The sequence below is a fragment of the Methylobacterium sp. C25 genome, assembly GCF_021352225.1.
Lineage (GTDB): Bacteria > Pseudomonadota > Alphaproteobacteria > Rhizobiales > Beijerinckiaceae > Methylobacterium.
The window spans coordinates 1,040,956-1,054,946 of the sequence record NZ_JAAUVI010000001.1 but is presented as its reverse complement, the minus strand read 5'-3'; the positions used below and the strand labels follow the sequence as shown (position 1 = coordinate 1,054,946).

Here is a 13,991-nt window from a genome sequence, read left to right as displayed (position 1 = left end):
AAGCCGCTCACATGTCCCTTCGAGGATCAAGGCGGTTACGCTCATGACCATCGAGAACGACACGACGCTCCCCGAGCCTGTCCGGGATCATCTCGGCCAGCAATTGCGCACGGTCTACACCGTGGGTGAAGAGAAACCGCGCTTCCTCGGCGACGACGAAGTGGGCTTGCCCCTGGAGTTCGCCCCACAGATCGAACGGCTGGAGACGCGCCTCAAGACGCACGCGCACGGCACCGAGGCCGTTGGCCAGGCGCTGGAGCGTATCGTGGACGCCTTTGGCGTCCACGATACGCCTACGCGGCCTGCCAATGGTAACGAGCCCGGCTGACGGACAACACCTTACCGACGAAAAAGGGCTTCGACCGAAGCCCTTTCTGCATGCCGTGAGACGCTGTCCGCACGTCTTTCTGTGATCGACTGGAAAGTGGTTCAGACGCGGGGGCGGGTCGCCAACAGGTCACGGATTTCACCGAGCAGCTTCACGTCGGCAGGTACCTCGGCGACGGTCTCGGGCTTGGCCTCTTCCTTGGTCTTCAGCTTGTTCATGGCGCGGATCACCATGAACAGCACGAAAGCGACGATCGTGAAGTTGACCGCGAGCGTGAGGAACTGTCCGTAGCCGACCACTGCGCCGAGCTTCTTGGCATCCCCGTAGGAGAGGCCGGGCGTCACCTTGGACGACAGGGCGAAATAGTAGTTCGAGAAGTCGAGGCCGCCGGTCACCGCGCCGATGATCGGCATGATGATGTCCTGCACGAGCGAGGTAACGATGGCGCCAAAGGCCGCGCCGATGATCACGCCGACGGCGAGATCGACGACGTTGCCGCGCAAAGCGAACTTCTTGAATTCTTCCAACATTCGTCGTCTCCTGGCACCGAGAGGCCGTCGGCCAAGCTATTGCAGGATGCGGGCCTGCCAAGCCGGCGGGTTAGACTTTCCACGACCGATTGCATCCCTCAGTCAAGATTCGAGGGCGAGTAGTCGGGCACCGTCCGAACGGGGGCAGCATGTCGGACTGGAACGCGGCTCGGTACCTGCGCTTCGCCGCGGAGCGGACACGGCCGGCAGCCGACCTCTTGGCTCATGTGCCGCTCGACCAGGCCGATTCCGTCTGTGATCTCGGCTGCGGCCCGGGCAACTCGACGGCACTGCTCGCGGCGCGCTTCCCCAAGGCCCGCATCACCGGGATCGACAGTGCCCCGGACATGCTCGCTCAAGCCCGTAGCGCCCTGCCGCGCGTAGACTTCGTGCAGGCCGACCTTCGCGACTACGCGCCACATGATCCGCCAGACCTGATCTTCTCCAATGCCGTGCTGCAATGGCTGCCGGACCACGAGACACTGGTCCCACGGCTCGCGCGCCTGCTCCGGCCCGGCGGCTGCCTCGCCTTCCAGGTCCCCGACAATCTCGATGAGCCCTCGCATGCCCTCATGCGCGAGGTTGCCGCCGACGGCCCCTGGAGTGGCCTGATCGGCGATACCGAGGCGGTGCGCGAACGGATCCCTCCGGCCGCGGCCTATTACGACTGGCTGCGGGCGGCCGATTGCAGCGTTGACGTCTGGGAGACGGCCTATGTCCACCCGCTCGCCGATGCCGGCGCGATCGTCTCCTGGCTCCAGGCCACGGGCCTCAGGCCGTTCCTCGCGCCGCTCGACCACGACATGCGAGTGGGCTTCCTCGCGGCCTACGAGGCGGCGCTGGAACAGGCCTATCCGAAGCGGCCCGACGGGCGCGTGCTGCTGCGCTTCCCGCGCCTCTTCGTCGTGGCTCGGCGAGGGTGATCAGGCAGTGGGTTCGTGCACCTCGTCCGAGGTTGACGGAATGGCGTCGAGCTTCGCGCGGCGCCGATACTGCATGGCGCCGATCGGCACGAAGGCCAAGTAGAGCACGGCCAGCGTGACCATCGTCTCGAAGGGGAAGCTGATCACGAGGCCGAACACCACGACGAGCACCAGGAAGATCGGCAGCACGTGCTCGCGCGGCACCCGCTTGCCCCAGGTCTTGCCGGAGAAGGTCGGCACGGTGGAGACCACGAGCAGCGCGATGCAGAGCACGTAGACAAGGAGTACGGGCGCGGCCCAGCTCTCGAAGGTCAGGCCGAGAAAGTGCAGGTAGAGCGGCAGCATGCTGGTCAGCGCGCCGGCCGGAGCCGGCATGCCGACGAAGAAATCCTTCTTCCATTCCGGCCGGTTAGGGTCGTCGAGCATGGCGTTGAAGCGGGCGAGCCTCAGCGCCATCGCGATGGCGAAGACCAGGGAGACGATCCAGCCGACCGACTTCAGGTGATGCAGCGCGAATCCGTAGAGGATCAGCGCCGGCGCGCAGCCGAAATTCAGGAAGTCGGCAAGAGAATCGAGCTCGGCTCCGAAGCGCGATGTGCCCTTGAGGAGTCGCGCCACGCGCCCGTCTATCCCGTCGAGCACCGCGGCCACCACCACCGAGATCACCGCCGGCTCGAACTTGCCCTCGAAGGCCAGCCGGATTGCTGTCAGCCCCAGGCAGAGCGCCAGCAGGGTGATCATGTTCGGCGCGATCATCCGGAAGGGGATCGGCTTGAAGCGACGCGGTTTGGACTCGTTCGGGTCCGGCGCGAAGGGCGGGAAAAGATCGTCCATGTCGCCTCCGTCCGGCTCAGCTTCCAATCGACCCGCACCCTCGTCCCACGGTGCCGCAAGGCGGGGCTCGAAGCAGGGGTTCAGGCATCACGATGGCGTCCGAAGGCCTCGTGCAGAGGCCCGCGCTTCGCTCCGGCCCCTCGGGATGAGGGGGGACAGGCGGGTGCCGCCCCCGAGCCGCCGCTCAGATACGGCGGAATGCCCGCTCAGGGCCACCCCCGAGATCGGCCAGCACGGTCTCGCCGGCCACCGATTTCTGGCCGAGGCCGACGAGCACCCGCGCCGTGGTCGGCAGGTAGACGTCGACTCGCGAGCCGAAGCGGATCAGGCCGAAGCGCTCGCCGGATTGCAGCGTGTCGCCGGCCGAGACGAAGCCGACGATGCGCCGTGCCACGAGGCCGGCGATCTGCACCACGCCGACGCGCAGCGGCAGACCCTTGTGGGTGGTCTCGATGACGAGGCCGTTGCGCTCGTTGTCGTCGCTGGCCTTGTCGAGCTCGGCGTTGAGAAAGAGCCCGGGCGTGTAGTGGATCTGGCCGATCCGGCCGGTCACCGGCACGCGGTTCACGTGGCAGTCGAAGACGTTCATGAAGACCGAGATGCGCAGCATCGGCTCGTGCGAGAGGTCGAGCTCGGGCGGCGGCACCACGGTGGAGATCAGGTTCACGCGCCCGTCGGCCGGGGCGATGACGAGGCCCTCGCCGGAGGGCACGACGCGCTCGGGATCGCGGAAGAAGTAGCAGACCCAGAGGGTCAGGATCACGAAGATCCAGAAGAAGAACTGCGCAAAATAGCCGAGCAGCACGGTCAGCACGATGCCGATCAGGATGAAGGGATAGCCCTCCTTGTGGATCGGCACGAGGGTCCGGCGGATCGTCTCGAAGAGGTCGGTCATGGCGCCCTGGCTGTCTCGCGCGTCGTCTCGCGATAGGGGCCGCGATGACAGGCACCCGCGCCGCCGTCAACCGGTGGCGTCGCGACCGCACGATCCGCGGCCCGCCCGGTGGAGGCCGGAGCGGGCCGCGTCGTCTCCGCCTCGCCGGCGGTGGCCGTCCGGGGATGGCCCCGATCAGCAGCTCAGGCGCCTGTTCTCGCGGCGCCCGAACGCCCGGTAATGCGCCAGGCCGGACGTCACCTGCCCGTTGACAATGGCGCGGCGGACGTCGGGATTGCAGCGCAGATACTCGCGCTCGTCGAAGGCGTAGTCGCCGCGGTTGCGCTCGCGTCCGCGGTATTCGCGATCCCCGTAGCCGCGGTCACGCTCCCGGTAGCGGTCGCCGCGGTCGTAATCGCGGCTTTCGTAGCCGTAGTCGCGGCCGCCATAGGGCTGCGCCAGAGCCGGGACGATCGTGACGAGCCCGACGACGGCCGCCATCCAAAATCGATTCATGGTCTCACTCCCCCAAAGGTTTCTCGGTGGAGGCTGCTTGAAACACGGCTTGCCCCCTCAGGACTAGGGGCAGGCTTGGTCGCCGTCACACTTGGTCCGATCTCCAAGGGGCAATATCGGACGCTCGGTAGCGTCCGCAGAGGGTGGGATCGTGCCGGTCCGTCCGATCTCGGGCGCCAGATCCCGCTGGCGGCCGATCTGCACGCGACTTGAGCGCGCGGTCATTGCCGTCGATATCTTCATCCATGGTCTTCCGGACTTTAAAGACGGGCTCAATCCGGCTCAGGCGTCGCCGAACACGGAACCTGCTCGGCGTCGCCACTGCCGCGGCTGCAGGCTTCATCGCCGTTGGCGTCCTTTGGTTTTTCGGTCCCCGGCCTCAGCCCTCGATCAGTCCCCTGCCACCATCCGGGCCCCGCCCCGTCATTCAGAACGTGCCCGCAAACCGTTGGCTCGGAGAGCCCGCTCCGATGGCGGAGGCCATCGTCAGACGGTCGCTCCAACACGTCGCGCTGCCCAACCTCAACTCGGAGGCCGACTCTTTCCTTTCCGCCATCGATGGTCGTTGGACCGACGGAACGACGACGGCCGTCTTCGATGCCAAGCGGCTACGAGGCCGGGTCGGCGGATCTGACGAATCGCCAACCAGCGAAATGATCGTGCGCGACGTGTCCGGTACGATGATCGTTGCCGACATAGGGGGGAAGCGGTACATTTTGTTACAGCGAGCCAACGGCCTGGCCGTCTCCGGAGGATCGCTTCAAGCTCCGATCGAGCTTCATCGCGAGTCGAGCGAGCCTCGCCGCCGATAGTCCGCACCCGGCAATCGTGCCGGTGCCAATAACCTGCGTGAGGGGCTGGGCCAGGAGTGCGAGCGGCTCGACACGTGCCCTGCTCTTGGCCGAAGGCGGAGGGTGGGCCTGATTACTTCAGAATTGACGCTCTCACGCCGCTCAGCAATCGTTCTCCGCGTCCTCGTTCGCGCCGTCAGGAGGAGCGAGCGGCCCTGATGCAATGCCGGACGTAGCCGTCGACGGAAAATGGCCCGGCTCCTCCCATCACTAGAGCTGCAAGGCCGGCGAGATAGAGCAGATCGGTCTCGTAGCCGGGCTGGCCGAAGGTCGCTCCCGCTGCGGTCACGGCCTGGAGCTTGATCGAGCTGAAGCCGTAGGGGAGGTGCACCGTGAAGATGGCGACGAGCAACACGATGGCCATCGGAATGCTGGCGAGCGGGACCAGGGCCCCGAGCAGGATCGCCAGTCCGCCGCCGATCTCGACCAGGATGGTGAGCCATCCGAGGAGATGAGGCATGGGGAGCCCCATGGCCTGCACGATGGCCGGAAAGGCGTCGTAGCCGCGAGCGGCCTTCGCAACGCCATGGGCCAGGAAGCCGTATCCGACGATGAGGCGCAGCGGCACGGGCGCCCAGTGCAGGAGGAAGGCGCGGCGCTCGAGGATCACGGCGAGCAGGTTCGACATGGAGTCAGTCCTTCTTGAGGGTTCGGAGGAGGTGGCGAGCGCGCACGGTCAGGCGCACGCCGGGGCAGCGTGGTGAGTGGTTCGGGCTGCCTTGCGGAAAGGGGCCGCCGCCCGGCGGTCAGGTAGCGCCGGCTTCCCGTCGCCGGATTTCCCGGACCAGAGGATGCAGCACTTCCGGATCGGCCGCGGCGACGAGGCTGTAGCCCAGTCCCTTCTGGACCCAGGCGCATCCGGCAATGGAGCCGTAGATGTGATCCACCATCGGCACGTCGCCGCCGTCGCCGTAGGACCGGATCAGCATGACCACGCGCATTCCCTGCTTGTCGTCATACATCAGCATGCCCGCCGGGCCGTGGGCGGTGGCGACGAGGCGGCCACCGAGCAGGTGGTAGCCTGCCTCGCTGAGATCGGGCACGCCGACCGGCCGTTTCAGCCTGTCGGAAAACCAGTGCGCGATCTCGTCGCGATCGGTCGCGGCGAGTTCGATGGGACGCGAGCGGTCGGGCGCATAGACGACGTAGTTCGCCTTGGCCTCCTGCGCGAGAGCGGAGATGCCCGACGTCCCCTCCTGCATGGAGCCCCTGGCGACCCAGCCACCGAGGCCGCCGACGGTCATGAAAAGAGCCGCCGCGATCGCCTGCCACGCCGGCACGCGCGGCCGTCGCCGTGCGGCGACGAGACGGGCGAGATCGAGCTGCGGCGGCACCGGCTCGGCCGCAATCGGAGCGAAGGCGGCGCGCAGGTCGCTGCCGAGCGCCATCAACCGGCCGACGCGGGCCCGTGCCTGCGGATTCTCGGCGAGGTAGGCCTCGACCTCGGCGCGGCGATCCGGATCCAGGCGATCGTCGACGAAGGCCTGAAGATCGTTCTCGCTGATGGGACGCTCGTTCATTTCAGCCTCCTCAGGGCCGGGCGCTGGGCCGCGGCTTCGCCGTCCATGAGCTGGATCATCCGATCCCGCGCCCGGGACAGGCGCGACATCACGGTACCGGTGGGAATGCCGAGCACCTCCGCCGTCTCGGCGTAGGAGAGGCCTTCCACGGTCACGAGGAGCAGCACGCTGCGCTGATCCTCAGGCAGGGCGTCGAGCGCCCGAACCAGATCGCGGTGCTGAAGGCCGGCCTCCTGACGAGGAGGCATGGCGAGGACCGCTTCATGGGCATCGTCGATCGGCAGGTGCGAGCCACCGCGTCGGTGGCGTTGCCGGAGACGGCTGATGGCGAGGTTGTGCACGATGGCGAAGAGCCACGACCTCACGCTGCCGTCGTCCCGGCGCTGGTGCCAGCGGGTGATGGCCAGCTCCAGCGTATCCTGAACGAGGTCGTCGGCATCCGACCGATCCCGCAGCAGTGAGACGGCGTAGCGTCGCAGAGCTGGGATAAGCGGCGTCACGAGGAGCATCATCTGCTGCATCGTGCGCCTCTCCACTCGGTCCCAGGCGCCAGGCGCTGCCGGGATACCATCGAACTGTGCCTCTTCATGCGAGGCCAGACGCCGCCTCTCAGCGATTATTCCGTCGGCCCCGCATAAAATTCGCCCGAGGGCTCACGGACGATACCTTGTGTAGGCGGAGGCCGGCCGATTGGCGCGCTGCCGCTTGGCATAGCCGAGGGACGGATCACCGATGAGATACTGGTCTGCGCTTCGTCCGCGCTGTTGCTCGATGAGCTGAGGATCATGAAGCGCGGCTCGAAGAGCAGAATCGCCTTCGCCAGTGTCGGCCTTGGCAACGGAGAGTGCAGGCAAGCTCATGCTTGCTGCGACGGCGATAATTCGCAAGACATTCGCGATCGAACGTTCGTACATGACGCTTCCATTTCTTGTCTCGCTGCATGAATTCATTGGGCAGCGAGGAGGAGACGCCAGTCGATTGAGGTTATTCCGTCGTTGGATCGAATTTTTGGAAGGCGGCATACGACGCGGGCGCGGTCCGAGCCAGTGACAGACCGGTGACGACCGTGTCGGGTGGTACACTGTCGGTCCGCTTTCGGGCGCCAGCTTAAACAAGCAGATGGTCGAGGTTCGGCAAGAGCTGGCCGACACGACCCTTCGTCACGGCCGTCGCGGACGCGGCTATGCCCCCGCTTGAGTGGTCTACGCGCGAGCGGCCGCACGACGTTCCTCGTCCTGCGGCCGCCTCGTGTTTAAGTTTCTTTAGTGCGTGGCCGCTGCGCCGCTCACGCGCCAGACCGTATTGCCGACATCGTCCGCGACGATCAGCGCACCGGTCCGATCGAGGGCGACGCCGACCGGACGTCCGCGGACGGTCTTCTTATCCTGAGCGAGGAAGTCGGTGACCACCGGGATCGGTGCTCCGTTCGGCTTTCCATCGACGAAGGGCACGAAGATCACCTGGTAGCCGTTGAGTGGATCCCGGTTCCAGCTGCCGTGCTGGCCCACGAACGCGCCGTTGGCGAATTGCGGCGACACCGTCTCGCCCTGGCTGAAGGCGACGCCGAGGGCCGCGGAGTGGGAACTCAGGCCGTAATCCGGCTTGATCGCCTTCGCCACCATGTCGGGCTTCTGCGGCTGGATGCGCATGTCCACGTGCTGGCCCCAATAGCTGTAGGGCCAGCCGTAGAAGCCGCCCTCCTTGATCGAGGACAGATAGTCCGGATCCGCATCCGGCCCGTTCTCGTCGCGCCCGTTGACGACGGCGAAGACCTGCCCGGTCCCGGGTTGGATGGCGAGGTTCGTCGGATTGCGTATTCCGGTCGCGTAGAGGCGGCTGGCACCGGTCAGCCGGTCGACCTCGTGGATCGCCGCGCGTCCCTCCTCGATATCCATGCCGTTTTCGCCGACGTTGCTGTTGGAGCCGACGCCGACATAGAGCTTCGAGCCATCCGGGCTGGCGACCATAGACTTGGTCCAGTGATGGTTGATCGGGCCTGCCGGGAGATCCGTGAGCTTGGTTCCCGGCTCCTTGATCTCCGTCTGCCCGGGCTTGAACGGATAGGCGATGATCGCGTCGGTATTCGCGACGTAGAGCGTGTCCGCGACCCAGGCGACGCCGTAGGGCGAGTGCAGGTGGTCGAGCAGCACCGTCTTCAGCTCCGGAGTGCCATCGCCGTCGGCGTCACGCAGCAGCGTGATACGATTGCCGCCCTTGTCGGCCGCGCCGGCGCGGGCCTTGATCGAACCCGAGATGTAGTCCTTCGGCCGGAAGGGCTTGGTCCCGGGGCCGTTGCTTTCGACGACAAGGATGTCGCCGTTGGGCAGCGGATAGACGATGCGCGGATGCATCAGCCCGGTCGCCATCGCCTGGATATGCGTGCCGGCGGGGACCGTGGGCGTCTCCCCGGCCTTCCAGCCGACGGCCTGCGGCACGCTCATCGGAGGGACGATGTAATCCTTAGCTTCCGGAATATCCGGGTTCGGCCCGTATTGTTTCGAGGGATCGCCTCCCTGGTCGCTGCAGCCGGCGAGCAGGGCGACGAACATCAGGCTCGAGGCCGTGCGAAATCGCTTCATGGTCATGCGTTTTCTCCCCGGGCGGCAGTCTTGAGGCCGGTCACGCACCAGCCGCGGAGGCCGGCGACGAGGAGCAGGGCGGTGACGATGGCCGAGAGGGTGATTCCGGACGGGACGACGGAGGTCCACCCGTCGCGTGTGTGAATGAAGACGTTGACGATCGAGAGGATCGCGGCGACGGCCAGCAGCGCGAAATCGGGCCAGCTGATCGGCCCGGCCCTGCCAAGGATGAAATCAAGGACGAGGACGACCGCCGCGATCAGGGCCAGCACGAGGCCCCCCGTGATCAGCCACGCCGAGAAATTCGCCCACTGCATCAGCGCGTTGCTGGAATACATGTAATCCGTGACCAAAGCGGCCATCAGCAATGCCCCGCCGAGCCCGACGAAGAACGGGTGCAGCGGCCTTCGCATACGGATTTCGCCGATCTGCCTCGCCATATTGTCCTCCATGTCATCAAGAGCTCGACCGGGTTCGGCCAAGCGAGCGTGAAGCGCGAAATCTCGGGAGAGCGGGCAACCTGCCTCGGCAGATCTATCGCTACGGCGAGGTTCGATCACCGTGGTGCCGCCATGCGCGACGCCTTGGTCGCGATGGACGGCAAAGGGCCGAATGGCACGAAATCGGGCGGCCGGGGATGACGCCGTGACGCAGATCGGTGACAGATCGCTGTTGCTGTAAGTTAAGTTTCTGATTTGTAAATCATTTGTGGCTGACGGCTCGGACGAGTTTGAGCGAAAAGGACAGTCGGCTTTTTAGGGGCATCCGCTCCTGTTGCCGGAGCCACCGAGACCAACCCAACCTTGTGAATGCCGTCTCGGGCCGCCTGAAATCCTCCTGACAGCACCGCAGCTTCGCGGTATCTGCTGGAAAACCAGCACGCAACGCCAGCATGTCACGCCCCGCGACCCCTTCCGTCTCGGACCCACAGCGGCTCGACGCGCTCACGAGCTATGGCATCCTCGACACCCCGCCCGAGGCGGGTTTCGATGGTATCGTGCAGCTCGCCTGCCGCCTCTGCGACGCGCCGGTCGCCTTGGTCAGCCTCGTTGCCGGCGACCGCCAATGGTTCAAGGCACGCATCGGCTTTCCACCGTGCGAGACCGACCTCAATCGATCGGTCTGTGCTCACGCGCTGGCTCAGCCGGATGATCTTCTGATCATACCGGATCTGACGGCTGACCCGCGCAGCGCGGACAATCCTCTGGTCACCGGGGATCCGTTCATCCGCTTCTATGCCGGCGCTCCGCTCCGTACTCCGGCCGGCCTCGTGCTTGGCAGCCTGTGTGTCATCGACAAGGTGCCGCGCCCGGAGGGGCTCACCGAAGTGCAGCAGGCTGATCTCAGACTGCTTGCCCAGCAGGTCATGGATCTGATGGAGATGCGCCGCGCCGTCACGGCGCGCGACAGTCTCCGAGCCGCAGACGCGCAAGCCTTCCGCACGCGCGACGCGCTGCGCAATACCCAGGCCGCGATCGCCGCTGCCGAGGGGGACCTCGATACGGTGCTGCACGCCGTGGTCACCGGTGCGATGCAAGCGGTGCCGGCCGCACAGGGGGGCGTGATCGAACTGCTGAGTGGGCAGGATCTCGAATATCGCGCAGTCCAGGGTGTCGTGGCGGATCACCAGGGTTTGCGCGTGCCCCTGAATGGCAGCACGGCCGGCTTCTGCGCACGCACTCGCCAACCCTACCTGATGATCGACGCCAGCAGCGACCCTTACGTCAAGCGCGATCTCGTCGAGATGCTACAGCTCGGCTCTGCGGTCTTCGCGCCGATCCTGAGCGGCGAAGCGGTCCTCGGGGTCCTGAAACTCCAGTCCAGTCTGCCTGTGGCGTTCGATGAGCGCGATCTGGAGTTGGCTGGGCTCTTTGCTGGCGCGGCGACGACCGGCTTCGCGGAGGCGAAGGCCCGCGCAGAGGTGCGCGCGAACGACACTTACTGGCGCGGGCTGTTCGAACGGTTGAGCGAGGGATTCATCGTCGGCGAGTTGATCCGTGATGCCCAGGGACGCGTCGCCGACTGGCGCTTCGGCGAAGTCAATTCGGCCTGGGGCCATCTGGTCGGCATCGACTCGACGGCGGCACGCGGCCGAACCATCCGCGAGCTTTTTCTGGGGATCGAAGACGAGTGGGTCAGCGAGTTCGCCCGAGTCGTGGAAACCGGAGAGTCATCCACCTTCACGCGGCAGGTCGGTGTTCTACGCCGGTGGTACGAAGGTCGCGCATTCAGGATCGATGACAACCGCTTCGGCGTGCTGTTTCTTGAGGTGACAGGCCGCATCGAAGCCGATGCTCGACGCGCCGCTCTTCTCAATTTGGGCGACAACCTGCGCGATCTGAGGACCATTCCTGAGATGATCGCAATTGCTGCCGAAGTTGTTGGACGAACGCTGGGAGCGACGCGTGCCGGCTTTGGCCGGGTGATAGGCGATGTCGAAGCCATCGAGATCGAGCCAGATTGGAGAGCGCCGGGACAGGTCAGCATCGCAGGGCGGCACGTCTTCGAGGATTACGGCGATATCCGCGCGCATCTGCAGCGGGGCGAGCCGTTAGTGATCAACGACGTCTCCACCGACCCGCGCACGCGGGACCACGCAGCTTCACTGCACGACATCGGTGTCGCTGCGATGGTCAACATGCCTGTGCGCGAGCGGGGGCGCACCGTGGCAGTCTTCATCGCTCACGACGTCAATCCGCGGATCTGGACCCATGAGGAGTTGGCGTTCCTACGCAACGTCGCGGATCGGGTCGAGGTCGGCGTGGCGCGGGTGCGCGCCGAAGACATGCAGGGCGTCCTGAACATTGAGCTGGCGCATCGCCTCAAGAACACGCTCGCCATCGTCCAATCGATCGCATCATCGACCTTGCGCAACGTAGCCGAGCGCGAGCCCGTGGAGGCCTTCGAGCGACGTGTTCTAGCTCTTTCGCGTGCTCACGACGTGCTGATGCAGAAGAGCTGGGCGGCTGCCAAAATGCACGCAGTGATCGAAAGCGTCCTCAGCATGCAGGCCGAGAAAGATCGATTTGCGCTCGATGGACCGGATCTCGACATCTCCGCGCAGGCAACGCTCTCGCTCTCACTGCTATTGCACGAGCTCGCGACCAACGCGCTGAAATACGGCGCGCTCTCCGCCGACAGCGGTAAAGTGCACATCGCGTGGCGTACGGAAGAGGCAGGTGCTGCGGCCCTCGTGCTGGATTGGACGGAAGTCGGCGGCCCGGCTGTGACACCCCCGAGCCATCGCGGCGGGTTCGGCTCGAAGCTGATCCGCATGGGGCTGCTCGGAACGCGCGACACCAGCATCAGTTACGACCCTAAGGGCCTGCGCGCCGAATTCCGCGCCCCGTTGACCGAGTTCCAGGCGCAGGTGCACTGAGTTTCATGGCTTCACGATACCCTGCGCAGCCGAGCTACGTTCTCGTAGTCCAGGATGATCCAATCCTGCTGATGATGATGGTGGAGTTTGTCGAGAACGCCGGCTGCGAAGCCGTCGAGGCCACCACCGTCGCCGAGGTCATCCGGCTGCTGGAGACGCGCACCGATATCCGCACGGTGTTCACCGATCTCGACATGCGCGGTTCGACGGTCGGCATGCAATTGGCCATCACCATCCGCGACCGCTGGCCGCCCGTCGAATTGATCATGATCTCGTCGCAGCCTTGGGAGGCTGCAAAGATCCCCGCTCGTGGCATCGTGCTCGGCAAGCCATTCGACCGGCGCAAGATCGAGGCAGCGATCCGGACCTTCGCAGGCTAAGCTGCGACGACCAGCTCTGTCGAGCTCCTGGGGCGAGCTCACTTGCTCGCGTACGACCCAACACAGTCCGATACGCTTGGCCGCGCAGTTTTCGACGACGGACTTAGGTTACGCTTGGATACTGACGGCAGAGCGCCCGGCTTGGACGTTCCGAGCTGCCGACGATCTCATCGGCATTGGGCATCGCAAAGCGCATCACCATTACTATGAGAAAGGCTGCGCGGAGTTGCCGCACATAAATTCAAATATGCAGAGGATTAAGTTATCAACTCAATCGTGTCAGTATTAAATGCTGTTTTTATTTGATAGATCCAGTTGCATATATATCATATCGTTGGTCGATACTTTGAAATAAGTTGCGCACGATCTTTTACTTTCAGGGGGATTTAAAGTGCGCTTCTCGACTGTATTGACGACGGTTGCAGCAGGTCTCTTGTCGACGAGTGCGATCGCCGCGGATCTACCGCGTCGATCGGCTCCGCCGGTCTTCACACCAGTCCCGGTCTTCGCCTGGACCGGCGCCTATTTCGGTATCAATGCCGGCTACGCCTACACGGAAAGCGATACGCTGCGCACGGTCGGCATCGGCGCGCTCCAGGCCAACGTGGTCAATGACCTGCGCCGTCCGGCGGTCCCGCTGGCGCAGGACGGGTTCAGCGCCGGTGGTCAGGTCGGCTACAATTTCCAACTGACCCCAGGCTCGGGCGTGGTCTTCGGCCTCGAGGCTGACGCCCAGTACATGGATCTTCAGCGGAGCCGCACCGAGACGATCTTCCGTCCGGCATTCAATCCGAACATTCTCACGAACACCTACCGCGCCGATCTCGACTTCCTCGGCACGGTGCGCGGGCGCATCGGCTACGCCTTCGACCGGGTCCTCGTGTACGGCACCGGCGGCTTCGCCTACGGCAACGTCTCCCAGGGTGTGACCTTCCAGACCGCGGCTCCGATCACCTATGCCGGCTCCCGATCACAGATCGAGACCGGATACGCCTATGGCGGAGGTATCGAATACGCCCTTCCCACGGACTCGTTCCTGAACTTCTTCAGGTCGAGCGCCGTGACGATCAAGGGCGAGTACCTACGCTACGATCTCGGTTCCCGCACGCTGCTCGTCGCTTCCACCGGCGGCCCCGGCGTCGGCTACAACGTCACCTCGCGCACCGAAGGTGCCATTGCCAGGGCTGGCATCAACTTCAAGTTCGGCACCTACTGAAACCGGACACCGATCGGCGAGGCAGCGCGTTGTTGCCTCGCCGATTTTTCACATGGACGGC

The 13,991-nt window shown here is 65.2% G+C and carries 16 protein-coding genes; 6 read left to right on the top strand and 10 right to left on the bottom strand.

Going from position 1 to position 13,991, the window contains the following annotated elements; genetic code table 11:
* The first annotated feature begins 43 nt into the window (after window positions 1–43).
* Window positions 44–328, top strand: a complete 285-nt coding sequence (locus tag HCU64_RS05105) for a hypothetical protein (protein WP_233382662.1) — start codon at window positions 44–46, stop codon at window positions 326–328.
* 101 nt (window positions 329–429) lie between these two features.
* Here the strand turns inward: HCU64_RS05105 and mscL are convergent, their stop codons facing one another.
* On the bottom strand, window positions 430–858 hold the full coding sequence (gene mscL, locus HCU64_RS05100; RefSeq protein ID WP_233382661.1) for a large conductance mechanosensitive channel protein MscL: 429 nt from the start codon (window positions 856–858) through the stop codon (window positions 430–432).
* 149 nt (window positions 859–1,007) lie between these two features.
* Between mscL and tam the strand changes: the two genes are divergently transcribed.
* On the top strand, window positions 1,008–1,781 hold the full coding sequence (tam, locus tag HCU64_RS05095; protein ID WP_233382660.1) for a trans-aconitate 2-methyltransferase: 774 nt from the start codon (window positions 1,008–1,010) through the stop codon (window positions 1,779–1,781).
* On the opposite strand, the gene HCU64_RS05090 is transcribed toward tam, so the two are convergent.
* The 3 genes from HCU64_RS05090 to HCU64_RS05080 all read right to left on the bottom strand — a co-directional run bounded on the left by HCU64_RS05090 (window position 1,782) and on the right by HCU64_RS05080 (window position 4,005).
* A complete protein-coding gene (locus tag HCU64_RS05090) occupies window positions 1,782–2,615 on the bottom strand; it encodes a CDP-alcohol phosphatidyltransferase family protein (RefSeq protein WP_233382659.1) in 834 nt (277 codons plus the stop codon).
* A gap of 184 nt (window positions 2,616–2,799) precedes the next feature.
* Window positions 2,800–3,561 carry a phosphatidylserine decarboxylase gene (locus HCU64_RS05085; protein ID WP_267922197.1) on the bottom strand — a complete coding sequence of 254 codons (762 nt, stop codon included), beginning with the start codon at window positions 3,559–3,561 and terminating at the stop codon, window positions 2,800–2,802.
* A gap of 123 nt (window positions 3,562–3,684) precedes the next feature.
* Complete coding sequence (locus HCU64_RS05080) at window positions 3,685–4,005, bottom strand: hypothetical protein (RefSeq protein WP_233382657.1); 321 nt, start codon at window positions 4,003–4,005, stop codon at window positions 3,685–3,687.
* A gap of 470 nt (window positions 4,006–4,475) precedes the next feature.
* On the opposite strand from HCU64_RS05080, the gene HCU64_RS05075 reads away from it, so the two are divergent.
* Window positions 4,476–4,817: a hypothetical protein gene (locus HCU64_RS05075; RefSeq protein ID WP_233382656.1), complete on the top strand. Its 342-nt coding sequence runs from the start codon at window positions 4,476–4,478 to the stop codon at window positions 4,815–4,817.
* A 175-nt stretch (window positions 4,818–4,992) separates the two neighbouring features.
* Here HCU64_RS05075 and HCU64_RS05070 read toward each other — a convergent pair whose 3' ends face one another.
* The 6 genes from HCU64_RS05070 to HCU64_RS05045 form a co-directional block, all read right to left on the bottom strand.
* Window positions 4,993–5,484: a DoxX family protein gene (locus HCU64_RS05070; protein WP_233382655.1), complete on the bottom strand. Its 492-nt coding sequence runs from the start codon at window positions 5,482–5,484 to the stop codon at window positions 4,993–4,995.
* A gap of 118 nt (window positions 5,485–5,602) precedes the next feature.
* Window positions 5,603–6,376, bottom strand: coding sequence for an anti-sigma factor family protein (locus HCU64_RS05065; RefSeq protein ID WP_233382654.1), 774 nt, complete (start codon window positions 6,374–6,376; stop codon window positions 5,603–5,605).
* A complete protein-coding gene (locus tag HCU64_RS05060) occupies window positions 6,373–6,897 on the bottom strand; it encodes an RNA polymerase sigma factor (RefSeq protein WP_233382653.1) in 525 nt (174 codons plus the stop codon). The genes HCU64_RS05065 and HCU64_RS05060 overlap by 4 nt, the downstream gene beginning before the upstream one ends.
* A gap of 132 nt (window positions 6,898–7,029) precedes the next feature.
* Window positions 7,030–7,290: a hypothetical protein gene (locus HCU64_RS05055; protein WP_233382652.1), complete on the bottom strand. Its 261-nt coding sequence runs from the start codon at window positions 7,288–7,290 to the stop codon at window positions 7,030–7,032.
* Window positions 7,291–7,638: 348 nt separating this feature from the next.
* On the bottom strand, window positions 7,639–8,955 hold the full coding sequence (locus HCU64_RS05050) for a PQQ-dependent sugar dehydrogenase (protein WP_442785917.1): 1,317 nt from the start codon (window positions 8,953–8,955) through the stop codon (window positions 7,639–7,641).
* 2 nt (window positions 8,956–8,957) lie between these two features.
* Window positions 8,958–9,395, bottom strand: a complete 438-nt coding sequence (locus HCU64_RS05045; protein WP_233382650.1) for a DUF2231 domain-containing protein — start codon at window positions 9,393–9,395, stop codon at window positions 8,958–8,960.
* Window positions 9,396–9,847: 452 nt separating this feature from the next.
* Here HCU64_RS05045 and HCU64_RS05040 point away from each other — a divergent pair, with 452 nt between their 5' ends.
* The 3 genes from HCU64_RS05040 to HCU64_RS05030 all read left to right on the top strand — a co-directional run bounded on the left by HCU64_RS05040 (window position 9,848) and on the right by HCU64_RS05030 (window position 13,930).
* Complete coding sequence (locus tag HCU64_RS05040) at window positions 9,848–12,334, top strand: GAF domain-containing protein (protein WP_267922124.1); 2,487 nt, start codon at window positions 9,848–9,850, stop codon at window positions 12,332–12,334.
* Between the two features lie 5 nt (window positions 12,335–12,339).
* Complete coding sequence (locus HCU64_RS05035) at window positions 12,340–12,714, top strand: response regulator (RefSeq protein ID WP_233382648.1); 375 nt, start codon at window positions 12,340–12,342, stop codon at window positions 12,712–12,714.
* 391 nt (window positions 12,715–13,105) lie between these two features.
* Window positions 13,106–13,930 carry an outer membrane protein gene (locus HCU64_RS05030; RefSeq protein WP_233382647.1) on the top strand — a complete coding sequence of 275 codons (825 nt, stop codon included), beginning with the start codon at window positions 13,106–13,108 and terminating at the stop codon, window positions 13,928–13,930.
* Window positions 13,931–13,991 lie beyond the last annotated feature (61 nt).